We start from the raw sequence: 22,101 nt of genomic DNA on the forward strand, positions 1-22,101 counted from the left end.
TGGCCAATCCTTTGGGTAACCACTGTAATTTTTTGCATATATAAACGATTTAAACAACTTTCAATTTTTTTAAATCGATTAATGATTTGATATCATTTGGGTTTTCTGGTTCTGACCATCTTAGCCCACTTCGCGGGCCTGCCGGAAATACGACGGCAAAGTGCGGCGATTCCAGAAGAAGGGACCCTTGATGTCGGAAGTCGGCAAACGCAATTCTGCTTGCGCGATCGATCGTATCGGCCTGAAAACCACCGGCACGGTGCATTATAATTTTGGTGCGGCCGCCCTTTATGAGGCAGCGATCCGTCGTGGCGAGGCCCGGTTGACCGCCGGCGGCGCGCTGCTTGCCGAGACCGGCCAGCACACCGGCCGCTCGCCCAAGGACAAGTTTGTCGTCCGCGATGGCGCCACCGAGCCCCATGTCTGGTGGGACAACAACAAGGCGATTTCGGCGGGCCAGTTCGAAATGCTGCTCGCCGATTTCCTTGTCCACGCCGCGAATAGCGATCTCTATGTGCAGGACCTCGTCGGCGGCGCCGATGCCGAGCTGAAGCTGCCGACGCGGGTCATCACCGAATTCGCCTGGCACTCGCTGTTCATCCGCAATCTTTTGATCCGCCCGCAGGCCGCCGAGCTCGAGGATTTCGTGCCGGAGATGACGATCATCGACCTGCCGTCCTTCCGCGCCGATCCGGCCCGTCACGGCAGCCGCACCGATACGGTGATTGCGGTCGATCTCGCCCGCAAGATCGTGCTGATCGGCGGCACTTCCTATGCCGGCGAGATGAAGAAGTCGGTGTTCACCATGCTCAACTATCTGCTGCCGGAAAAGGGCGTCATGCCGATGCACTGCTCGGCCAATGAGGGCCCGGGCGGCGACGCAGCGATCTTCTTCGGGCTTTCCGGGACGGGCAAGACGACGCTGTCGGCCGATCCGTCACGTACGCTCATCGGCGACGACGAGCACGGCTGGGGACCGCACGGCATCTTCAACTTCGAAGGCGGCTGCTACGCCAAGACGATCCGGCTGTCGGCCGAGGCCGAGCCGGAGATTTTCGCCACCACGCAGCGCTTCGGCACGGTGCTGGAAAATGTCGTGCTCGACGCCGACCGCGTGCCGGACTTCAACGACGGCCGGCTCACCGAAAACACGCGCTGCGCCTATCCGCTCGACTTCATCCCCAATGCTTCGAAGAGCGGACGCGCCAGCCATCCGAAAAACATCATCATGCTGACCGCCGATGCCTTCGGCATCATGCCGCCGATCGCACGGCTGACCCCGGCGCAGGCGATGTATCACTTCCTCTCCGGCTACACCGCCAAGGTGGCCGGCACCGAGAAGGGCGTTACCGAGCCGGAAGCGACCTTCTCGACCTGCTTCGGCGCCCCGTTCATGCCGCGCCACCCCAAGGAATACGGCAATCTGCTGCGCGAGCTGATCGCCCGCCACGGCGCCGATTGCTGGCTGGTCAACACCGGCTGGACCGGCGGCGCCTACGGCACCGGCAAGCGCATGCCGATCAAGGCGACGCGCGCCTTGCTGGCCGCAGCGCTTGACGGTTCGTTGAAGGCGTCCGGTTTCCGCACCGACGCCAATTTCGGCTTCGAGGTGCCGGTTGCTGTGCCTGGCGTCGACAGCGCCATTCTCGACCCGCGTTCGACCTGGGGCGACAAGGCAGCCTATGACCGGCAGGCAGCGCGATTGGTCGGCATGTTCGCCGTCAACTTCGAGAAATTCGAGAGCCATGTCGATGCCGTCGTGCTCGGCGCAGCACCCCGCCTGCAGGAAGCTGCGGAATAGTCGAGGCGTCTTCACCGAACCATCCTTGCAAGGCGCGGTCTCGATCGGGCCTTTTCTTTTTTGGTCCGCCGCGCCATGACTGCGGCATGCCTATCGACGACATCATCATATCAGACGAAGCAGTAATCCATCCGGGCGACCTGCACGAGGATTTCATCCGCTCGTCGGGTCCCGGCGGCCAGAACGTCAACAAGGTGGCGACCGCCGTCCAATTGCGCTTCGACGCCGCCAATGCGGCTGGCCTGTCCGAACGCGTGCGCGCGCGCACGATCAAGCTCGCCGGCCAGCGCGCCACCAAGGACGGCGTCATCGTCATCGAGGCCGGCCGCTTCCGCACCCAGGAGCAGAACCGGGCCGATGCCCGGGCAAGGCTGACGGCGCTGGTCGCCAAGGCCGCGGAACCGCCGCCGCCGCCGCGCAAGAAGACCAGGCCGTCGAAAGGCTCGGTGGAGCGGCGGCTGCAAAGCAAGGCAGGGCGCGGCACGATCAAAAAGCTGCGCGGCCGGGTAGAGAACGACTAAGGACCGTGCCGACTGCGTGCATAAAGCGGCCTCCCCTTCGGAGCCGCAGCCGCAAGGTTTCACCATTGCCACAGAAAGGGAGACCGACAACGGTGGCTTTCGGGTCGCTGTTTCTGATTGGCGGTGGCATGGTTTCAGTATCAACCGGAGGCGAAGTCATGCTCGTTCTGCCCAAAGGCGTCCGCCACATGCCTGGTTATCTGTCCCGCGCGGCGCAGGAAGCGCTGGTCGAAGAGGTGAGGACCATTGTACAGCGGGCGCCGCTGTACGTGCCGGCGATGCCGCGGACCGGCAAGGAGATGAGCGTGCGCATGACCAATTGCGGCACGCTCGGCTGGGTCACTGACAAGGAGTTGGGCTATCGCTACCAGCCAACGCACCCACTCACCGGAGAGCCATGGCCGCCGATCCCGGACGCGCTGCTGCAATTGTGGCGGGAGGTCGCCGCCTATCCGAATCCGCCGGAGGCCTGCCTGGTCAATTTCTATACGCAGGACGCCAAAATGGGTCTGCACCAGGATCGCGACGAAGCCGATTTCTCGGCCCCAGTGGTCTCGGTGTCGCTTGGCGACGATTGCCTGTTCCGGGTCGGCCAAGTGACGGGCAGGGGGGCCACACGCGACGGCGGCACCAAATCGTTCCGCCTGAAAAGCGGCGACGTCGTCGTGCTCGGCGGCGAATGCCGGCTCTGCTTCCATGGCGTCGACCGCATCTACCCGTCGACATCGGCGCTGCTGAAAAATGGCGGCAGGATCAATCTGACGCTGCGGCGGGTGACCTTGCCTTGAAGAGGTGAGAGTGCATTCTTGCACTTACTGAACCACTGACCTTGCGAATGAAAAATCCCTAACGGAATTTAAGGTTTCGGCCGCTAGTCTGCGCCGAAACGTCATCATTCCCGGTGTGGATACCATGCTCGAAATCGAATCCGAAGTGATTTGGCGCTACATTCGAAATGCCGCATGGCGCACGGTTTCGATCGCCCGCTCGGATGCATCGCTCTACCTGTTCATTGGCATCTACACTGCAACGGGGCTGGGGTTTCTGGCTTGGGTCGGCGCGCTCCATCGCACCGCATACCAGACCTACGTGCCGATATGGCTTATGGTTTTCGGTTTCGTGCTGCCGGCGGTATCGCTTCTCCTGGAAACCGGCTGGCTTTTGCATCGATTTGAGCGTCGGCGGAAATTTGCTGCGGGCAAGATGTTCTCAGCCGAGCGGATGGCGGTTCTCTTTTCCGGCATATGTCTGTTGATGGGCATCATGATTTTCCAAAGCACCTTCACCTCGGTCAAGAACGGCATGTCCGTCCTGTGGAAAGGTTTCCCCTATGATCGCGCCTTGGCAGATATCGATGCCTATCTGCATTTCGGCACTGATCCGTGGCGATGGCTCTACGTTATCGGCAAGCATGACTGGGTACGGGAATCCGTCGGATGGAACTACGACATGCTGTGGTTCATCATTTGCTACAGCATGCTGTTTTTCATGGTCACGTCACCACGCACCACGCATCTGAAGAGACGCTATGTGCTGTCCTTCATGGTGGTGTGGGTAGTCGTCGGAAACATCCTGGCCGGGCTGTTCATGTCGGCCGGACCGGCGTTCTACGGCTATGTCACCGGCGATGTGCCACGCTTCGGTGAACAGCTTTCGTTTCTTGCGCAAAGCCCGTCGGCGAGTTCCGCCGCCGTGTACCAGCAGTATCTGTGGACGCTCCAGACCGAGGGTGTGACTGGACTCGCGTCGGGAATATCGGCATTTCCAAGCGTTCATGTCGCCTTGATCACCCTGAATGCGGTATATACCTGGGAGTACGACCAGCGGTTGGGCGCCATCGCATTTCTGTATGTCGCCTTCATAGTCGCGAGTTCGGTCTATCTTGGTTGGCACTATGCGATCGATGGTTATGCGGCGGTCGCGCTCACGATCGCCCTATGTGCGGCCGTCCGCAAGCTGGTACCCGACGGCGAAATCCTGATGCCAGGCCCGGCCCGGCAATCGGCGGCTGGCGGCAGCCGCCCGGAGGCGGCCGTCACAGTTTCCTGAGCGCCACTTCCTCGACCAGATGATTGGCGCCCTTGCGCAGGATGAGGTCGGCCCGCGCCCGTGTCGGCACGATGTTCTCGCGCAGGTTTTTCAGGTTGATGTTGGCCCACAAGCCTTCCGCAATGGCGCGCGCGGCGTCTTCCGAAAGCTGCGAATAGCGGTGGAAGAAGGAGTCCGGATTGCGGAAGGCCGTCTCGCGCAGGCGCATGAAGCGGGCGATGTACCATTGGTGGATCAGCTTTTCGTCGGCGTCGATATAAATGGCGAAATCGAAGAAATCCGACAGGAACGGCACTATCTTGCCGTCCTTCGGCAATTTGCCGGGTTGCAGAACGTTGATGCCTTCGAAGATCAGAATGTCTGGCCGGTCGATGGTGACGAACTCGCCGGGAATGACGTCATAGGTCAAATGCGAATAGACGGGCGCGCGGACATTGCGCTGGGCCGACTTGATGCCCGAGAGGAAACGCAGCAGCGCACCGACATCGTAGCTGTCGGGAAAGCCCTTGCGCTCCATCAGATTGTCGCGTCGCAACACCTTGTTGGGCAGCAGGAACCCGTCGGTAGTGATGAGATCGACCTTGGGGCTCGACGGCCAGCGCGCCAGAAGCTCCTTCAGCACGCGCGCCGTGGTCGATTTGCCGACCGCAACCGAACCGGCAATGCCGATGATGAACGGTGTCTTGACCACATCCAGCGCGTTGAAGAAGGCCTGGCGCTGGCGAAACAGCAACTGGCTGGCCTCGACATGCGCCGAAAGCAGCCGCGAGAGCGACAGATAGATGCGCTTGACTTCTTCCAGGTCGACCGGATCGTTCAGTGAGCGCAGACGGTTGATCTCGTCTTCGCCCAGCGTCATCGGCGTGTCGGCGCGGAAGTTCGACCATTGCTCGGCCGAGAAGAAACGATAGGGGGAATATTTCTCGGTCGGAGCGAGCTGGTCCATCGAGTTTCCTGCGCTCTAGAGCATGATGCCGAAAAGTGTGAAGCGGTTTTCGGGCGACATCATGCTCCCTCTATCAATTTAGAGACGGGTTCAGATTTCAGGCCTCGGCCCGAAATCATCCGGCTCTAGCGGTCAGCCTTTCGGCCGGGATGCCTTTTCAGTGACGCCCGAACGGCCGGTGCGGCCCTCAAGCTCCTTCAGCACCTCGCCCAGCGAAACGCCGGCGATCCCAAGCACGACGAGCCAATGATATATGAGATCGGCACTTTCGGAAACGAGGGCTTTCTCGTCGCCCTTGACGGCGGCAATGACGGTCTCGACTGCCTCTTCACCAAGCTTCTGCGCCGCCTTGTCGATGCCTTTGGCGAACAGTTTTGCCGTCCACGAGTCCGGGTCGCCGGAACGGGCGCGTTCGCCAATGATCGTTTCCAGATCGGACAGCGAAAATTCAGCCATGGCGCAGCCTACAGCCTTTGTGGAGTGGATTGAACCGGGTAGTCCAGCCGCATCGGTAGCCCGGCCTCGGCCATATGCGCCTTGGCTTCCGCAATCGTGTAAGTGCCGAAATGGAAGATCGAGGCCGCGAGCACGGCGCCGGCGTGGCCGTCGCGAATGCCCTCGACCAGATGGTCGAGCGTGCCGACGCCGCCCGACGCGATGACCGGCGCGCGCACCGCATCCGCTATCGCGCGGGTCAGCGCAATGTCGTAACCGGCCTTGGTGCCGTCACGGTCCATCGAGGTCAAAAGAATCTCGCCGGCGCCGCGATCGACCATTTTTCGCGCAAACTCGACCGCATCGATGCCGGTCTTTTCACGGCCGCCATGGGTGAAGATCTCCCAGCGGTCGGCTTCATTGGGTGCCGACACCTTCTTGGCGTCGATGGCGACGACAATGCACTGGTTGCCGAACTTGTCGGCGGCTTCCGCGACGAAATCGGGGTTCTTCACCGCCGCAGTGTTGATCGACACCTTGTCGGCGCCGGCCAGCAACAGTTTGCGAATATCGGCCACCTGGCGCACGCCGCCGCCGACGGTCAGCGGCATGAAGCATTGTTCGGCGGTGCGGGCGACGACGTCGAAGATGGTTTCACGGTTGTCGGACGACGCGGTGATATCAAGAAAGCAAAGCTCGTCTGCGCCGGCCGCGTCATAGGCTTTGGCCGCCTCGACCGGATCACCGGCATCGATGAGGTCGACGAAATTGACCCCCTTGACGACGCGGCCGTTCTTGACGTCGAGGCAAGGGATGACTCGGGCCTTCAGCATCAGCCCTTCTCCATCGTCGCCAGCAACTCGCTGAGCAGTTCGCCGACCAGCGGCGGAACCTCGGCCTGCGCATCGAACGCCGGATCGTAGGCGGAAATGGTGATGCCGGAAATCGGCAGCAGGCCGGCCATGCCGCAGACAGCCTGGCGCAGCTGTTTCGGCTCCGGGCCGCCGGGCGTGGTGTAGCGGTTGGCCTGCAGCGCCCCGGGGTCGTGCACGTCGAGATCGAGATGCAGGTGCACCCGCTTCGCATCCGGCGCCTTCAGCCTGCCGCTCGCCGTTGCCCAGTCCGGGCATTCGGTGCGGATGACCGGCAACGTCTTCAACAGCTCCGTTTCGGCCGGATCGAGATCGCGCGCGTTGACCAGCACGCAGCGCGCCGGATCGATCGGCCTGAAGCCGGGGATGGCCGAGGCCATCGGCTTCCAGCACAGGCCGAGAACCGTGGCCAGCGCCATGCCGTCGAGAAAGCCGAAGATGGACGTCTCCGGCGTGTTGAGATCGCCATGCTGGTCGGCCCAGATGATCGCATCGGCATCCTCGCCGGCAACCGCACCGGCCGATGTCAGGCAATTGCCGGCCAGCACGATGGGAAACCGGCCGCGGTCTATGGCGATGCGGACCTCGCCGGAGACGGCACCGCACACGGCAAAGCCGGTGGCGATCTCGCGCTGCTGTTCGTCGCCAACCCTGCCGATATCGGTGACGACGACGTCATGCCCGGAGAGCGTCAGCGCGTCGACAAGCCCGCCGGCGATGAGTGCATCCGGGCCTCGGCCCATACCGCCGTGATAGTGGCCGCTGTCATAAGAGGCCAGGATGATGGAGATTTTCACGGCCGGGTCTCCATCGCCTTGCCCTGCAGCACCGCCAGCGCCTCGGCCGGGTCGATGCGCCCGTCATAGAGCGCGCGACCGGAGATGGCGCCTTCCAGTTTCTTCGCGTCGGGCATGGTCATGCGCACGATGTCGGCGATCGAAGCCAGCCCGCCCGAGGCGATGACCGGGATCGACACCGCGTCGGCGAGATCGATCGTGGCATCCCAGTTGATGCCGGTCAGAACGCCGTCGCGGTCGATATCGGTGTAGATGATGGCGGCAACGCCGGCGCCTTCGAATTTCTGCGCCAGTTCGATGACGCCGAGGCTGGAGGCCTCGGCCCAGCCTTCGACCGCCACCTTGCCGCCCTTGGCGTCGATGCCCACGGCGATCTTTCCAGGAAATTCCTTGCAGGCTTCCCGGACCAGGTCGGGATCGCGCACCGCCACCGTCCCGAGGATGACGCGGGCCAGCCCGCGGTCGAGCCAGTCCTCGATCTGCGCCAGCGTGCGGATGCCGCCGCCGAGCTGCACCGGGTTTTTCGTCGCCTTGAGGATGGCGCCGACCGCCGCGCTGTTGACGCTCTGGCCCTTGAAGGCGCCGTTGAGGTCGACGACATGCAGCCATTCAAACCCTTGCTCTTCGAAGGCCTTGGCCTGGGCCGCAGGGTCGTCATTGTAGATGGTCGCGGTCGCCATATCGCCGTGCTTCAGCCGCACGCACTTGCCGTCCTTGAGGTCGATGGCCGGAAACAGGATCACCGTTCAGACCCCTTCCACAATGGCGAAATGCGAGGTCGAATAAGCGCGCCGGAATTTCAGCGCTGCCTGGTATTCGGGGGAATGGAAGCAAGCCAGCGCGACCTCGTAGCTTTCGAACTCGACGATCACATGGCGATTGCCGGATGGCCCTTCCGGGCTTGACGACTGACCGCCTCGCGTCAGGAATTTCGCGCCGTATTTGTCGAACGCCGCTTTGTTGGCGGCGATGTATTTCGGATAGTTTTCCGGATCGGTCACATCGACCATCGCCATCCAGTAGCCCTTCTTGCTCATCTCAAGGCCTCCAGCGCAGGAAGTTGGTGATCAGTGCCAGGCCGAGCGCCTGGCTCTTTTCCGGATGGAATTGCGTGCCGGCAAGGTTACCGCGCGCGACCGCCGCCGTTACCGGGCCGCCATAATCGGCGACGGCCAGCACTTCGTCCGGCCTTGTCGCGAAGAGATGGTAGGAATGAACGAAATAGGCGTGCAGACCCTTAGGCCCGGTCGCAATACCCGAAAACAGCGGGTGCTTGCGCTCCAGGTCGATGGTGTTCCAGCCGATTTGCGGGATCTTCAGTGCCGGATCGGCGGGCGTGATCTCCTTGACGTCGCCGGCAATCCAGCCGAAGCCCTTGGTCACGGTCTTTTCCAGGCCGCGCTCCGACATCAGCTGCATGCCGACGCAGATGCCGAGGAACGGCCGCGCCTTGGCGATCGCTACCTCTTCCACCGCTTCCCACATGCCGGCGACGCCGCGCAGGCCCGCCGCGCAATCGGCATAGGCGCCGACGCCGGGCAAAACGATGCGGTCGGCGCTGCGCACACGCTCGGCATCGGCGGTCAGCTCGATGGCAGCGGCAATGCCGGCTTCATGCGCGGCGCGCTCGAAGGCCTTGGTGGCCGAGCGCAGATTGCCCGACCCGTAATCGATGATGGCAACCCGCATCTCAGGCTTTTCCCGGCGTATGGCTCAGGCCCAGCGTCAGCCCGATCTGAGCCGGTCGGGCAAGGCTGGCGTCCGGCACGATGCGCCGCAGCGGCGCCGGCTCATCGGCAAGCGCCTCGGCGTCCAGTGTCTGGCGAATGTCGGCATCATCAGGATTGTCGGCTTCGATGACGCCCCATTCATGCCAGCCGCGGCGGCGCAGTGCTGCGGTCCGCAGCCCTTGGCCTTCCAGCCCGATATAGAGCGAGACCAGTAAAGACAGTCCGGAGCCGGCCCAGTCCAGTCCCAGCCATTGGCCGAGCACCGAGATCAGCCCCAAGGCGACGAAGGCGAGCGCGGCCTCGATCCAAAGCCGGTGCCAGGCGAGCCACAGCGGCGCCACCAGGAAAGCCAGCCAGGAAAAACCGTCGCGGACAAAAATGGTTGCGTCGGCCGCCTCGGTGCGGCCTGGCGGTTCCATCACGACATAGATGGCCATCAGCCTACCCTTTCAGAGATCCCTTGGTGGAGGGAACCGCTTCCGGCTGGCGCGGGTCGCGCTCCAGTGCGAAACGCAGCGCGCGCGCCACCGCCTTGAAGCAGGTCTCGGCAATATGGTGATTGTTGGCGCCGTAATGGTTGGTGACATGCAGCGTGATGCCGGCATTCTGCGCCAGCGCCTGGAAGAATTCACGCACCAGTTCGGTGTCGAACGTGCCGATCTTGGGCGACGAGAAGGCGACATTCCAGACCAGGAACGGACGGCCCGACACGTCGATCGCGGCCCGCGTCAGCGTCTCGTCCATGGCAAGGTCGACAGAGGCGTAGCGCATGATGCCGCGCCGCTCGCCCAGCGCCTTGGCCAGCGCCTGGCCGATCGCAATGCCGGTGTCCTCGACCGTGTGGTGGTCGTCAATGTGCAGGTCGCCCTTGGCCTTCACCGTGATGTCGATCAGCGAGTGGCGCGACAGCTGGTCCAGCATGTGGTCGAAGAAGCCGACGCCGCTCGACATGTCGGATTTTCCGGTGCCGTCGACATGGACCGAGACGCTGATCTCGGTTTCCTTGGTCTTGCGGCTGACTTCGGCGGAACGGGACGCCATGACCTTGTCCTTGGCTGAGGGGTTCGAAACTCAAGACGGGGTTCCAAGCTGTCATTTGCTTGAAAACGAAAGCCTTCTAGCAGCATGATCCGGCGATTGCCAGTTGCGATGCGGACAGCCACCGGCCATGGCGTACGCCGTTTGCAATCACCCGCCCCATGCATACATATGGCCGATCGAAATCACTCGTACCGCGCGCCAATCGCCTTATCGGGATCGCGCGAATCGGAGCTAAAAATGTCCAATGAACTGAGTATGCACGCCACGACCATCGTGACGGTGCGCAAGGGCAACAAGGTGGTGATCGCCGGCGACGGCCAGGTCAGCCTTGGCCAGACCATCATGAAAGGCAACGCCAAAAAGGTGCGCCGCATCGGCAAAGGCGGCAATGTCATTGCCGGTTTCGCCGGCGCCACAGCGGACGCTTTCACCCTTCTGGAGCGGCTCGAAGCCAAGCTCGAACAATATCCCGACCAGTTGACGCGCGCCTGCGTCGAGCTCGCCAAGGACTGGCGCACCGACCGTTACCTGCGCCGGCTGGAAGCGATGATGCTGGTGGCCGACAAGTCGGTTTCGCTGGCGCTCACCGGCACCGGCGACGTACTGGAGCCCGAATTCGGCGTCATGGCCATCGGTTCCGGCGGCAACTATGCGCTGGCCGCTGCCCGCGCGCTGATGGACAGCGACAAGGATGCCGAGGAGATCGCCCGCAAGGCGATGCAGATCGCCTCCGACATTTGCGTCTACACCAACAACAACTTTGTTGTCGAAACGCTCGATGCCGGCTAACCCGCCGGTGCTCTATGATTTTCGACCGGTTGCCGAAAAAGACCTGCCCATGATCGCCGGCTGGCTGGCCGAGTCGCATGTCGCCGAATGGTGGGACGATCCGGAGACGGAAATCGCCGAAATCCGGGAGCACATCGACTCTATTTCTGTAGAGCCGCTGATCGTCGAGCTCGACGGCAGGCCGATCGCCTATCTGCAGAGCTACGATCCGCATCTGGAAGACGGCCATCCCTATGCCGACCAGCCGTTCGGCACGCTCGGCATTGACCTGTCGATCGGCGTGCCGGACCTGGTCGGCAAAGGTCATGGCTCGGCTATCGTCAGGCAATTCGTTGAGCAACTGTTCGAGGAAGGCGCGCCGCGCGTCATCATCGATCCGCATCCCGACAATGGCCGCGCCATCCGCGCCTATGAAAAGGCGGGCTTCAGGGCTATCGATCGCAGACACTCTAGATATGGGGACGTCGTGCTGATGTCTGTCGATGCCAAAGAGAGCGACGCGGAAGAAGGGGAATGAGTTGATGGCGACACCGGGCACTGCCAAAAATTACTCGGCCTATGAAGACAGCTGGCGCATGGGGCTTCTGCTCGTGCTCGCTCTGCTCATCTTCCAGGCCGGCGCGCTTTACGGCATGGGCCGCACGCCGATCTGCACCTGCGGTTACGTCAAACTCTGGCACGGTGTGGTGAACAGTTCGGAGAATTCCCAGCATATTTCCGACTGGTACACGTTCTCGCACATCATCCACGGCTTCCTGTTCTACGCCTTGGCCTGGGTCCTCTTCCCGCGCTCGCCAATCGGTCTGCGCCTGGCTTTCGCCGTTGTCATCGAGGGCGGCTGGGAACTCCTGGAAAACAGCCCGTTCATCATCGAGCGCTACCGCGCCGGCACCATTTCGCTGGATTACTATGGCGACTCGATCATCAATTCGGTGTCCGACACGCTGGCCATGGTGCTGGGGTTTGTGATGGCCAGAAAGCTACCTATATGGGTGGTCGTCGGCCTCGCCCTCATCTTCGAACTGGGTGTCGGCTACCTCATCCGGGACAATCTGACGCTCAACGTGATCATGCTGCTGCATCCGTTCGAGTCCATCAAGCAGTGGCAAAGTGGAATTCAGTGATATGACCACCTTCTCTCCCCGTGAAATCGTTTCGGAACTCGACCGCTTCATCATCGGCCAGAAGGACGCCAAGCGCGCCGTGGCCATTGCCTTGCGCAACCGCTGGCGCCGCCAGCAGCTGGAAGGCCAGATGCGCGAAGAGGTGATGCCGAAGAACATCCTGATGATCGGCCCGACCGGCGTCGGCAAGACCGAGATCTCGCGCCGCCTGGCGCGACTCGCCGGTGCGCCTTTCGTCAAGGTCGAGGCCACCAAGTTCACCGAAGTCGGCTATGTCGGCCGCGATGTCGAGCAGATCATCCGCGATCTGGTCGAGATCGCCATCGGCCTGGTGCGCGAGAAGATGCGCGAGGACGTCAAGGCCCGCGCCCATCTCAACGCCGAGGAGCGCGTGCTGGAAGCCCTGGTCGGCAAGACGGCTAGCCCGGCGACCCGCGATAGTTTCCGCAAGAAGCTGCGCGACGGCGAGCTCGACGACAGGGAGATCGAGATCGAGGTTGCCGACACCGGCACCGGCGGCATGCCCGGCTTCGAGATCCCCGGCATGCCGGGCGCTAATATCGGCGTGCTCAACATCAACGACATGCTGTCGAAGGCGATGGGTGGCAAGAAGACCAAGGCGCGCAAGACGACGGTCAAGGAGTCCTACGCGCTGCTGGTAAACGACGAGTCCGACAAGCTGCTCGACCAGGACGAGGTGGTGCGCCGGGCGCTCGACGCGACCGAAAATGACGGCATCGTCTTCCTCGACGAGATCGACAAGATCGCCTCGCGCGAAGGCGGCATGGGCGCCGGCGTCTCGCGCGAAGGCGTGCAGCGCGACCTGCTGCCGCTGATCGAAGGCACGACGGTGGCCACCAAATACGGACCGTTGAAGACCGACCACATACTGTTCATCGCCTCGGGCGCCTTCCATGTCTCCAAGCCGTCCGACCTGTTGCCGGAATTGCAGGGCCGCCTGCCGATCCGTGTCGAGTTGCGGGCGCTGGAGAAGGACGATTTCATTCGCATCCTCACCGAGACCGAGGCGAGCCTGATCAAGCAGTATATCGCACTGATGAAGACCGAAGGCGTCGACCTCACCTTCACCGACGATGCCATCGATTCGCTGGCCGGCATCGCTGTCGACCTCAACGCCAGTGTCGAGAACATCGGCGCGAGACGCCTGCAGACGGTGATGGAGCGCGTGCTGGACGAGATCTCCTACGACGCGCCGGACCGCAACGGCACCAGCGTCGCCATCGATGCCGCTTATGTGGAAAAGCATGTCGGCGACCTCTCGCGAAACACAGATTTGTCGCGATTCATCCTTTAAACGAGGGCGCCGGTTCATCCGGCGCCGGTATTAGAGCGCCGCGCGTCCTTTGGACGCGCAAAGGTCGCTCTAACAGTATTGAATCGACGCATCGGACTTTCCAAAAATCGGTTTCGATCTTTGGGCCGATGCTTAGGCAACAATCCGGCTAACAGGTTGATGTGTGGCCGGATGGTATCATCGGACCACCTTTCGTCTTGCCGGCTGCAGGGGCGCTCTCGACTCGACCGGGAGCACTCCCTAGTTTGCGCGGCAATTCTCTAGACGCAATTCCGGACGGAAAGCCGTTTCACACTTTCCTGGAATTGCTTGGGCGGCGGCGCATGAAAAAACTGATCCTTGTCATTCTCGGCTTGACGCTGGCGGCGACGCTGTTCGCGGCTGACGCGGCGACATTGGTGCCGGCGGGCAACCGCAATGTCGTGCAGCCTGACATACCGGGCGCCTCCAGCCGCCGCACCCAGGCCACCAACACCACCTTCCAGGCCAAATACCGCAAGGTCTACGCTCTGTTGCAGAACGACGCCGAATTGCGAGCCAAGATCAGGAAGGCGGCTGCCGCTTACGGCATCAACCCCTTGCACATCGTCGGTGCCATCGTCGGCGAGCACACCTACAATGTCGATGCCTACGACCGGCTGCAGACCTACTACGTCAAGGCGATCTCCTACCTCTCCAGCAAGCTGTCCTTCGCCTATGACGGCGAGGACATCACCGATTTCGTGCAGCGGCCGGAATTCAAGAAGTGCACAATGTCGGACAGCTACGACCTGTGGGAATGCCGCGAGCAGGTGTGGAACCGCTCCTTCCGCGGCAAGACCGTCGGCGGCACCAGCTTTCCCAACGACCGCTTCGGCGCCACCTTCTTCCAGCCCTACTATGCCGGCCAGACCTTTGGCCTCGGCCAGCTCAACCCGCTGACCGCGCTGCAGATGAGCGATCTCGTGCACAAGGTGTCGGGGCTGCCCGAGCTCGATGTCGCCGATCCCAATGGGGTTTACAAGACCATCATGGATCCGGATCTGACATTGCCCTACGTCGCAGCGACGATCAGGAAGTCGATCGACGCCTACAAAAACATTGCCGGCTTCGACATCTCAGGCAATCCGGGGCTGACCGCCACGCTCTACAATGTCGGCAATCCCGAGCAGCGCGCCTATGCGCTGAAGGCCGAGAACGACAAGCGCCGCGCGGCGGGTGAGGCGGTCAAACTGCCCGAGGAGAATTATTACGGCTGGCTGGTCAACGACAAGCTGGACGAGCTGAAGGCGCTGTTTTAGGTGGTTTGAAGCTCAAGGCCCCTACCTCCCCCTTGTGGGGAGGTCGGACCGAAGGTCCGGGTGGGGGTCTGCGCCGCCCCCCACCTCGCTGCTTCGCAGCGACTTGCCGAGGCGAGCCACGGGTCTCGCCCGTCCTTCGGACCCCCACAAGGGGAGGGTGGGTTCACGCCGCCAGCAGCGACTTCAATTTGACCGCCTGCGACCCCAACGCCTCCGGCGCCGGCTGTGCCCGTTTCGCGATCAGCATCTCGGCCAGCCTGATGTCGCGCGCCACGGCATTGCCCGTACCGAGGCCGCTCGCCGCCACCAGCCTGCCATCCTCGGCCAGATGAAACAGAATAAAAGCACCGTCGCCGAGATCGCGGCGGACCGTGCTTTTGCCCTCGTCCGAAAGGCCGGCGATCTGCAGCGACAAACCATACTGATCCGACCAGAACCATGGCACCGCGGCATGCGCTTCGCGGGCGCCCAGCATGTTCTTCGCGGCCAGCGCACCCTGTTCCTGCGCATTGCGCCAGGCTTCCAGCCGCACCCGCCGGCCAGCATAGACAGCGAGCGGAAACGAGCAGCAATCGCCGGCGGCGAAGATGTCGGGATCGATTGTTTGGAGTTCGCCATTGACGGCGATGCCGTTATCGACGGTCAGGCCCGCTTCCGCGGCAAGCCCGGTCACCGGCACGGCGCCGATGCCGATGACGGCGAGATCGGCGACGATGTCCTGCCCATCGGCGAGCATGATGTGCACCTCAGCGCCGTCGTCGGCGATATCAGCGATGCCCTGACCGGTGAGCACGGTCACGCCTTCGGCCTCATGCGCCTGATGGATGATTTCAGCGATCTCCGCCGGCACCCCGCGCATGAGGATGCGCGGCTGCGCCTCAATGACCGTGACGCTGGCCCCGAGCTTGCGCGCCGAAGCGGCGAGCTCCAGGCCGATAAAGCCACCACCAATGATGGCGATGCGGTTTGCCGGGCTGAGGTGGGCGCGAATGGCCAGCGCGTCGGCAAAGGTGCGGAGGTAGACGCAGCGCGACCCCAATCCCGGCATCGGCAGCTTGCGCGGTGTCGAGCCGGTCGCCAGCAACAGCTTGTCGTAGGGCAGGGCCGAACCGTCCGACAGCCGCACCATATGCGCCGGGCGGTCGATCGCCACCGCTTGAACGGAATGGATATGCCGGATCGACTTCTCGGCCAGAATTTCGTCGCTGGCGATCGTCTTGATCTCGGCCGCGTCGCTCGTCATTGCGTCCTTGGACAGGGGCGGCCGCTCATAGGGCAGATGGGGTTCGTCACCCACCAGCGTCACCGGCCCGTCATAGCCCAGCTCGCGCAGAGCAAGGGCTGCCCGCCCGCCGCACTCGCCGGCGCCAATGATGACCATTCCCGCCTGCATGGTCCTACCCGATCTGGATCAGCACTTTGCCGGCCTCGACCTTTACCGGATACGTGGCGAGATTGACGCAAACCGGCGCGCCGCGTGCCGCCCCCGTCTTGTAATTGAAGCGGCCATTGTGCTTGGGGCACTCGATGATGTCATCCATCACCAGCCCGTCGGCCAGATGCACCTTTTCGTGCGTGCACAGGCCATCGGTGGCGAAGTAGTCGTCATCGGGGCTGCGATAAATGGCGAAGGTGCGGCCGCCATGATCGAAGCGCATCACATCTTCTTCGTCGATGTCGCCGGCGGCGCAGGCTTCGATCCAGTCGCTCATGTGTTCCTCCCAAAAGCAATTCCAGGAAAAGTGCGTTGCGGTTTTCCGTTCGGAGTTGCGTCAAAACAAAAGCTTAATCGCGCGATCATTCCGCCGCGGCGGCGACGACGTCGTTGTGGAATTCTTCGCGGTACGGCCGCGCCGTCGGCGGCAATTCGCGCTTGAGGAAATAGTCCTCGTTGCGCAGCTGGCGCAAAAAGGCCGGGATCATCTCGCGGTAGCCGGCCAGGATCGACGGCGTCGGCGCCGGCAGATCGTGCTTGATCAGCGCATGCAGTTTGGGCAGCGCATGATAGGGCACCATCGGGAACATGTGGTGTTCGACGTGATAGTTCATGTTCCAGTAGATGAAGCGGCTGACCGGGTTCATGTAGACGGTGCGGCTGTTCAGCCGATGGTCGACGACATTTTCCGCCAGCCCGCCATGCTGCAGCAGGCCGACCATGACATGGTGCCAGGCGCCGTAGAGCCGGGGCAGCCCGACCAGCATCAGCGGCAGCCATGAACCGAAATACAGTGCGATCGCGATGGTGACGGCATAGATCGCCGTCCAGATTCGGGCGATGCGAATGGCTTTAGGCTGCTCCTGTTCGGGGATAAAAGTCTTTTCCGCCGCGCTGATATTGCCGGCGGCGTTGCGCAGCATGTCCGACATCGCCTTCCAGGCGTCGATCACGCCGACGAAAGCAAGCGCGACGCGCAACAGGTCCGGCGGGCGCATCACCGAGATTTCCGGGTCGCGGCCGACGATGATGGTGTCGGTGTGGTGGCGGGTGTGGCTCCAGCGCCAGGTCACCGGATTGCGCATGATCATGAAGCAGGCGATCTGGTAAACCGCGTCGTTCATCCACTGCGTGCGGAAGGCGGTGCCGTGGCCGCATTCGTGCCAGCGTGAGTCGGTGGAGGAGCCGTAGAGCACGCCATAGACGAAGAAGAACGGCACGCACCACCAGCTGCCCCAGAACCAGGCGCCGCCGGCGGCACTCAGGATCAGCGCGGCCAGCCAGATCGCGGTGTCGCGGATCGCCGGCCCGTCGGAGCGCTGCATCAGCTCCTTCATCTGCTTGCGCGGAATATCGGTGTGATACCACTCGGCCGCCGCCAGCCCGGTCTCGACGGCGAGCTTGGAATCGCGGCCCATCAGGCTGTAGTCGCGCCGGGACGGTGGTGTGGATAGTGTCGCTTCCATAGGGGCTGCCTCCGTCGGCCACAGCATCCGTCAGGACGGATATGTCCAATACAGGCGCCTGTGTCCGAGCGCAAAATAGCGCCATGCGGTGATAGTCTCAATATCACAAAGATAGTTTCTATCATTTTCCATCAGAACGATGTAAGCAGTTGCAGGCACTCATGCGGGACAGTCATGGCAAAACGGCCAACCATCACCGATCTGGCGCGCATCTCCGGCGTTAGCGTCGCCACTGTCGACAGGGTGCTGAACAACCGGCTGCCGGTGCGCGAGGAAACCGCGCGCCGCGTCTATGAGGCGGCGACCGGCATCGGCTACCACGCCGCCGGGCTGATCAAGCGGCGCATGCGCCAGGAATTGCCGGAATACCGCCTCGGCTTTCTGCTGCTGCGGGGCAATGATGTTTTTTACGGCGATTTCGCGAGGGAGCTAGAAATGGCGGTCTCGCAATCGCAGCGCTTCCGCGGCGTCGCCACCATCGATTTCGCCAGCTCGCTAGCCGCCGACGAGATCGCCGCCCAGATGCGCAAGCTGGCAGCGAAATCCAGAGCAATCGCCGTTGTCGGTCCGGACCATCCGACGCTGACGGCGGTCGTGGAGTCGCTGAAAGCGAGGGGGCAACCTGTCTTCTCGCTGCTGTCCGACTTTGCCGCTGGCATCCGTGAGGGATATGTCGGCCTCGACAATCGCAAGGTCGGTCGCACCGCGGCCTGGATGATCGCCAGGGCGGCAAAGAACCCCGGCAAGGTCGCCCTTTTCGTCGGCAGTCATCGCTTCCACGGCCATGAACTGCGCGAGATCGGATTTCGCTCCTTCTTCCGCGAACATGCGCCGGACTTCACGGTGATGGAAACGCTGGTCAATCTGGAAGCCAACCAGGTCACCCACGATGCGATGATCGATCTCCTGGTGCGGTATCCGGATCTTGCCGGCTGCTATGTCGCCGGCGGCGGCATGGAAGGCGCGGTCTCGGCGCTGCGCGCAGCGAAGCCCGCAAACATGCCGGTGGTCGTCTGCAACGAGATCAACGCCGAATCGCGCGCCGCACTCGCCGACAACATCCTGACAATGGTGATCTCGACGCCGCTCGCCGCCTTGTGCCGCGAGCTTGTCGACCTGATGGCGCATTCCATCGAGGCCGGCGCCGCCAACGCGCCGGGCCAGACCTTTCTGCCCTTCGACATCTATCTGCCGGAAAATATCTAACGCGTTGCCGCGCCGACCCGTTCGGCGTGGGCTCTCCGGCGATGATAGAATCTATCAGATTCCGCCTTCAGACTCGGCCTGGGCCGCTGTCGGCCTTGATTCGGCGTGAAATTGCGGCGCGGCGACCGAAAATCCGCTTTCCGACTTAGGAATCGCTCTTGACGTCTCGCGAAAAAATGGAATAAATATTTCATCAGATTGGTATTTTGGTTCTTTCGTTCCGGAACATCTGTTTCAAACTGGGAGCCTGGCGTTCCATCCCTTGGACAAAACGCCATACGGAACAGGAAGGCATCAGGGAGCGATTCCTCGGGCTATCGGGGATTCCGGGTAGATCGGTGCAGCCGGACACCAATGTGGAGGAGAAACACAATGAAGAAACTGATTTTGGGCGTCGCCTTTGCGGCGCTGATGAGTTCGTCCGCTTTTGCCGCCAAGGTCGGCGTGTCGATGGCCAAGTTCGACGACAACTTCCTCACCGTGCTGCGCAACGGCATGATCGAGCAGGCCAAGGGCATGAGCGGCGTGGAACTGCAGGTCGAGGACGCGCAGAACGACGTCGCCAAGCAGCTCGACCAGATCAAGAACTTCGCCGCCTCGGGCCTCGACGCCATCATCGTCAACCCGGTCGACACCTCGGCCACGCAGGCGATGTCGGACGCCGCAGCCGCCGCCAAGATCCCGTTGGTCTATGTCAACCGCCAGCCGGTCAATGTCGACACGCTGCCGGACAACCAGGCCTTCGTCGCGTCGAACGAGGCCGATTCCGGCACGCTCGAGACCAAGGAAGTCTGCCGCCTGTTCACCGAGGCCGGCAAGAAGGAAGCCAATGTCTATGTCATCATGGGCGAGCTTTCCAACCAGGCCGCCGTGCAGCGCACCAAGGACATCGAAGAGGTGATCGCCACGCCGGAGTGCAGCTTCATCAAGATCATCGACAAGCAGACTTCGAACTGGAACCGTGACGAAGCCCAGAACCTGATGACCAACTGGCTGTCGACCGGCAAGCCGTTCGACGGCGTCATCGCCAACAATGACGAAAGCGCCATCGGCGCCATCCAGGCGATGAAGGCCGCCAACATCGACATGAAGACGGTTGTCGTCGGTGGGGTCGACGCCACGCAGGACGCGCTTGCTGCCATGCAGGCCGGCGACCTCGATGCCACCGTGTTCCAGGATGCGGCCGGCCAGGGCGCCGGCGCGCTCGACGCGGCACTGAAGCTCGCCAAGGGCGAGAAGGTCGAGCACAAGGTCTACGTGCCCTTCCAGCTCGTTACGCCGGCCAACATCGACAAGTTCCTGAAGAAGAACTGAGCCGGCAACTCGTTCGACTAACGGAGCGGCGCATCAATCGCGCCGCTCCTGTTTCCCTCACCGCCCTTACGTGCGGGAGGGCAAATGCCGCCTCACGGAGGACAGACATGTCACAGACATCTCATGGCGTCGGCGGGGTCAGCTATGACGCGAAGAGGCGGACATGGCCGGCCGAATTCAACGTCTTCCTGGCGCTGGTCATTCTGGTCGTCATCTTCGAAATGATCGGCCGCATCTTTCTTGGCGACAGCTTCCTGTTCAACACGCGCGACAACGTCGCCGGCATCTTCAATGAGGCCCGCCTGCAGATCATCATCCTGCAGGTGTCGATCGTCGGCATCATCGCCATCGGCGTCACGCAGGTGATCATTTGCGGCGGCATCGACTTGTCCTCGGGCTCGATCGTCGGCGCCACCGCCATGATCGCCATGAGTTTTGCCCAGGTGGCGACGGTCAACGGCAATCCCAACCCCAAGGCGATGTTCCTGGCGCAAGGCTGGACCGACCTGCCGGTCGTCGTGCCGGTACTAGTCGCCATCGGCTGCGGTCTGCTCGCCGGTCTCGTCAACGGCTCCTTGATTGCATACACGCGCATTCCGCCGTTCATTGCCACGCTCGGCATGATGGTGACCGCGCGCGGCATTGCCAAATGGTGGTCCAAGGGTCAGCCGATCTCGTTTCCGACCGAAAGTTTCGCTGGTATCGGCAAGGGCCTGATGCCGGTCATCATCTTCCTGTCGCTGGCGGTGCTGTTCCAGCTGATCATGACCTACACACGCTACGGCAAGCATTGCTATGCCATCGGCTCCAACGAGGATGCCGCGCGCATGTCGGGCATCAAGATCGCCAACCACAAGATCCTCGTCTACGTCATTGCCGGCATCCTAGCCGCGCTGGCCGCCATCGTGCTCTCCTCCAAGAACCTGACGGCACAGTCCGGCATGGGCGTCATGTACGAGCTCGACGCCATCGCCATGGCGGTCATCGGCGGCGTCTCTTTGTCGGGCGGCCGCGGCTCGATCGTCGGCACCGTGATCGGCTCGCTGATCTTCGGCGTCATCATTTCCGGCTTCACCTTCCTGCGCCTCGACGCCTACTATCAGGAGATGGTCAAGGGCGTGATCATCGTCGGCGCGGTCGTTCTCGACCAATGGCGCCAGCGCATGCGGGCATTGAGGGCTTGACCATGCCAGATATCTCCACGACAGACATCGTCCTGAAGACCGAAAACCTGACCAAACGCTATGGCGGCGTGCACGCGCTGGAAGGCGCGAATTTCGAGCTGCGCAAGGGCGAGCATGTCGCCATCATGGGCGACAATGGCGCCGGCAAATCCACCTTCGTGCGCCAGATCACCGCCGTCGAGCAGCGCACCAGCGGCCAGATCTGGTTCGACGGCAGGGAAGTGAATTTTGCCGGGCCGATCGAAGCGCGCACGGCGGGCATCGAGACCGTGTTCCAGAACCTGGCGCTGGCCGACGATCTCGACGTGCCGTCGAACCTGTTCCTCGGCCGCGAAAAGGTGCTTTTCAATCTCGGGCCGTTCTCGATCCTCGACCGCAAATACATGCGCAAGGCGACCGAGGCGGCGCTGATCCGCACGGCAGTGAAAATCCCCAATTTGTCCAACACCATTCGCCACATGTCGGGCGGCCAGCGCCAGTGCGTTGCGATCGCCCGGACCGCGACCTTCGCCTCCAAGCTGATCATCATGGACGAGCCGACGGCAGCCCTTGGCGTGCAGGAGACCGCGCAGGTCGAGAACATCATCCGCACGCTGAAGGACAATGGCGAGCCGCTGATCCTGATCAGCCACAACATGCGCCAGGTGTTCGACCTGTGCGACCGCATCGTCGTCTTCCGGCGCGGCCGCATCGTCGCCAACCTGCGCAAGGAAAACACCGACGGCAACGACATCGTCTCCTACATCACCGGCGCCAAGACCGGGGAGGCGGAACTCGCGGCCTGAACAGGATGGTC

General features: G+C 62.5%; 25 protein-coding genes. 13 read left to right on the forward strand and 12 right to left on the reverse strand.

The features are described from left to right. Positions 1 to 190: 190 nt before the first annotated feature. From NKI88_RS18145 to NKI88_RS18160, 4 genes are all read left to right on the forward strand, one after another. The gene (locus NKI88_RS18145; RefSeq protein ID WP_352656439.1) at positions 191 to 1,801 is read left to right on the forward strand and encodes a phosphoenolpyruvate carboxykinase; all 1,611 of its coding nucleotides are present in this window, start codon (positions 191 to 193) and stop codon (positions 1,799 to 1,801) included. An 86-nt stretch (positions 1,802 to 1,887) separates the two neighbouring features. Beyond that, positions 1,888 to 2,322 (forward strand): alternative ribosome rescue aminoacyl-tRNA hydrolase ArfB, encoded by a 435-nt coding sequence (gene arfB / locus NKI88_RS18150; protein ID WP_023672309.1) that lies wholly within the window; start codon positions 1,888 to 1,890, stop codon positions 2,320 to 2,322. Positions 2,323 to 2,480: 158 nt separating this feature from the next. Further along, positions 2,481 to 3,110, forward strand: a complete 630-nt coding sequence (locus tag NKI88_RS18155; protein WP_352656441.1) for an alpha-ketoglutarate-dependent dioxygenase AlkB family protein — start codon at positions 2,481 to 2,483, stop codon at positions 3,108 to 3,110. Positions 3,111 to 3,234: 124 nt separating this feature from the next. Continuing rightward, the gene (locus NKI88_RS18160) at positions 3,235 to 4,371 is read left to right on the forward strand and encodes a phosphatase PAP2 family protein (protein ID WP_023681407.1); all 1,137 of its coding nucleotides are present in this window, start codon (positions 3,235 to 3,237) and stop codon (positions 4,369 to 4,371) included. Here NKI88_RS18160 and coaA read toward each other — a convergent pair. The 9 genes from coaA to hisB form a co-directional block, all read right to left on the reverse strand. Next, positions 4,358 to 5,317: a type I pantothenate kinase gene (gene coaA, locus NKI88_RS18165; protein WP_023672313.1), complete on the reverse strand. Its 960-nt coding sequence runs from the start codon at positions 5,315 to 5,317 to the stop codon at positions 4,358 to 4,360. The genes NKI88_RS18160 and coaA overlap by 14 nt on opposite strands. 132 nt (positions 5,318 to 5,449) lie before the next feature. Further along, the gene (locus tag NKI88_RS18170) at positions 5,450 to 5,773 is read right to left on the reverse strand and encodes a phosphoribosyl-ATP diphosphatase (protein WP_352653149.1); all 324 of its coding nucleotides are present in this window, start codon (positions 5,771 to 5,773) and stop codon (positions 5,450 to 5,452) included. A gap of 8 nt (positions 5,774 to 5,781) precedes the next feature. After that, positions 5,782 to 6,588 (reverse strand): imidazole glycerol phosphate synthase subunit HisF, encoded by an 807-nt coding sequence (gene hisF, locus NKI88_RS18175; RefSeq protein ID WP_023695992.1) that lies wholly within the window; start codon positions 6,586 to 6,588, stop codon positions 5,782 to 5,784. Continuing rightward, positions 6,585 to 7,421 carry an arginase family protein gene (locus NKI88_RS18180; RefSeq protein ID WP_023681410.1) on the reverse strand — a complete coding sequence of 279 codons (837 nt, stop codon included), beginning with the start codon at positions 7,419 to 7,421 and terminating at the stop codon, positions 6,585 to 6,587. The genes hisF and NKI88_RS18180 overlap by 4 nt, the downstream gene beginning before the upstream one ends. After that, on the reverse strand, positions 7,418 to 8,164 hold the full coding sequence (hisA, locus tag NKI88_RS18185; protein WP_023672317.1) for a 1-(5-phosphoribosyl)-5-[(5-phosphoribosylamino)methylideneamino]imidazole-4-carboxamide isomerase: 747 nt from the start codon (positions 8,162 to 8,164) through the stop codon (positions 7,418 to 7,420). The genes NKI88_RS18180 and hisA overlap by 4 nt, the downstream gene beginning before the upstream one ends. Before the next feature lie 3 nt (positions 8,165 to 8,167). Further along, positions 8,168 to 8,458, reverse strand: a complete 291-nt coding sequence (locus NKI88_RS18190) for a DUF1330 domain-containing protein (protein WP_023672318.1) — start codon at positions 8,456 to 8,458, stop codon at positions 8,168 to 8,170. Between the two features lies 1 nt (position 8,459). Further along, positions 8,460 to 9,110: an imidazole glycerol phosphate synthase subunit HisH gene (hisH, locus tag NKI88_RS18195; protein ID WP_352656444.1), complete on the reverse strand. Its 651-nt coding sequence runs from the start codon at positions 9,108 to 9,110 to the stop codon at positions 8,460 to 8,462. 1 nt (position 9,111) lies between these two features. Then, the gene (locus tag NKI88_RS18200) at positions 9,112 to 9,588 is read right to left on the reverse strand and encodes a DUF2628 domain-containing protein (RefSeq protein WP_352656446.1); all 477 of its coding nucleotides are present in this window, start codon (positions 9,586 to 9,588) and stop codon (positions 9,112 to 9,114) included. Positions 9,589 to 9,592: 4 nt separating this feature from the next. Continuing rightward, entirely contained in the window at positions 9,593 to 10,192 is a 600-nt protein-coding gene (gene hisB, locus NKI88_RS18205; protein ID WP_023672321.1) for an imidazoleglycerol-phosphate dehydratase HisB, read from the reverse strand. A 237-nt stretch (positions 10,193 to 10,429) separates the two neighbouring features. On the opposite strand from hisB, the gene hslV reads away from it, so the two are divergent. From hslV to NKI88_RS18230, 5 genes are all read left to right on the forward strand, one after another. Further along, positions 10,430 to 10,981 (forward strand): ATP-dependent protease subunit HslV, encoded by a 552-nt coding sequence (hslV, locus tag NKI88_RS18210; protein ID WP_023672322.1) that lies wholly within the window; start codon positions 10,430 to 10,432, stop codon positions 10,979 to 10,981. Then, the gene (locus NKI88_RS18215) at positions 10,971 to 11,498 is read left to right on the forward strand and encodes a GNAT family N-acetyltransferase (protein ID WP_352656448.1); all 528 of its coding nucleotides are present in this window, start codon (positions 10,971 to 10,973) and stop codon (positions 11,496 to 11,498) included. Before hslV ends, NKI88_RS18215 begins: the two co-directional genes overlap by 11 nt. Positions 11,499 to 11,502: 4 nt before the next feature. Further along, complete coding sequence (locus tag NKI88_RS18220; protein ID WP_352656450.1) at positions 11,503 to 12,105, forward strand: DUF2585 domain-containing protein; 603 nt, start codon at positions 11,503 to 11,505, stop codon at positions 12,103 to 12,105. 1 nt (position 12,106) lies between these two features. Further along, entirely contained in the window at positions 12,107 to 13,420 is a 1,314-nt protein-coding gene (hslU, locus tag NKI88_RS18225) for an ATP-dependent protease ATPase subunit HslU (RefSeq protein WP_352656452.1), read from the forward strand. 323 nt (positions 13,421 to 13,743) lie between these two features. Beyond that, on the forward strand, positions 13,744 to 14,700 hold the full coding sequence (locus NKI88_RS18230) for a DUF1402 family protein (protein ID WP_352656454.1): 957 nt from the start codon (positions 13,744 to 13,746) through the stop codon (positions 14,698 to 14,700). 163 nt (positions 14,701 to 14,863) lie between these two features. Here the strand turns inward: NKI88_RS18230 and NKI88_RS18235 are convergent, their stop codons facing one another. The 3 genes from NKI88_RS18235 to NKI88_RS18245 all read right to left on the reverse strand — a co-directional run bounded on the left by NKI88_RS18235 (position 14,864) and on the right by NKI88_RS18245 (position 17,601). After that, a complete protein-coding gene (locus NKI88_RS18235; RefSeq protein WP_352656456.1) occupies positions 14,864 to 16,081 on the reverse strand; it encodes an NAD(P)/FAD-dependent oxidoreductase in 1,218 nt (405 codons plus the stop codon). A 16-nt stretch (positions 16,082 to 16,097) separates the two neighbouring features. Beyond that, positions 16,098 to 16,412, reverse strand: a complete 315-nt coding sequence (locus tag NKI88_RS18240) for a MocE family 2Fe-2S type ferredoxin (protein ID WP_023672328.1) — start codon at positions 16,410 to 16,412, stop codon at positions 16,098 to 16,100. 85 nt (positions 16,413 to 16,497) lie between these two features. Further along, positions 16,498 to 17,601, reverse strand: coding sequence for a fatty acid desaturase family protein (locus tag NKI88_RS18245; RefSeq protein WP_352656458.1), 1,104 nt, complete (start codon positions 17,599 to 17,601; stop codon positions 16,498 to 16,500). A gap of 174 nt (positions 17,602 to 17,775) precedes the next feature. Between NKI88_RS18245 and NKI88_RS18250 the strand changes: the two genes are divergently transcribed. The 4 genes from NKI88_RS18250 (at position 17,776) to NKI88_RS18265 (ending at position 22,090) form a co-directional block, all read left to right on the forward strand. After that, the gene (locus NKI88_RS18250) at positions 17,776 to 18,807 is read left to right on the forward strand and encodes a LacI family DNA-binding transcriptional regulator (RefSeq protein WP_023684066.1); all 1,032 of its coding nucleotides are present in this window, start codon (positions 17,776 to 17,778) and stop codon (positions 18,805 to 18,807) included. A gap of 372 nt (positions 18,808 to 19,179) precedes the next feature. Continuing rightward, positions 19,180 to 20,121, forward strand: coding sequence for a sugar ABC transporter substrate-binding protein (locus NKI88_RS18255; RefSeq protein ID WP_352656460.1), 942 nt, complete (start codon positions 19,180 to 19,182; stop codon positions 20,119 to 20,121). A gap of 107 nt (positions 20,122 to 20,228) precedes the next feature. Continuing rightward, entirely contained in the window at positions 20,229 to 21,305 is a 1,077-nt protein-coding gene (locus NKI88_RS18260; protein ID WP_352656462.1) for an ABC transporter permease, read from the forward strand. A gap of 2 nt (positions 21,306 to 21,307) precedes the next feature. Further along, positions 21,308 to 22,090 (forward strand): ATP-binding cassette domain-containing protein, encoded by a 783-nt coding sequence (locus NKI88_RS18265; RefSeq protein ID WP_027049093.1) that lies wholly within the window; start codon positions 21,308 to 21,310, stop codon positions 22,088 to 22,090. Positions 22,091 to 22,101: the final 11 nt, after the last annotated feature.

This window comes from Mesorhizobium sp. M0317 (assembly GCF_040321555.1).
Taxonomy (GTDB): domain Bacteria; phylum Pseudomonadota; class Alphaproteobacteria; order Rhizobiales; family Rhizobiaceae; genus Mesorhizobium.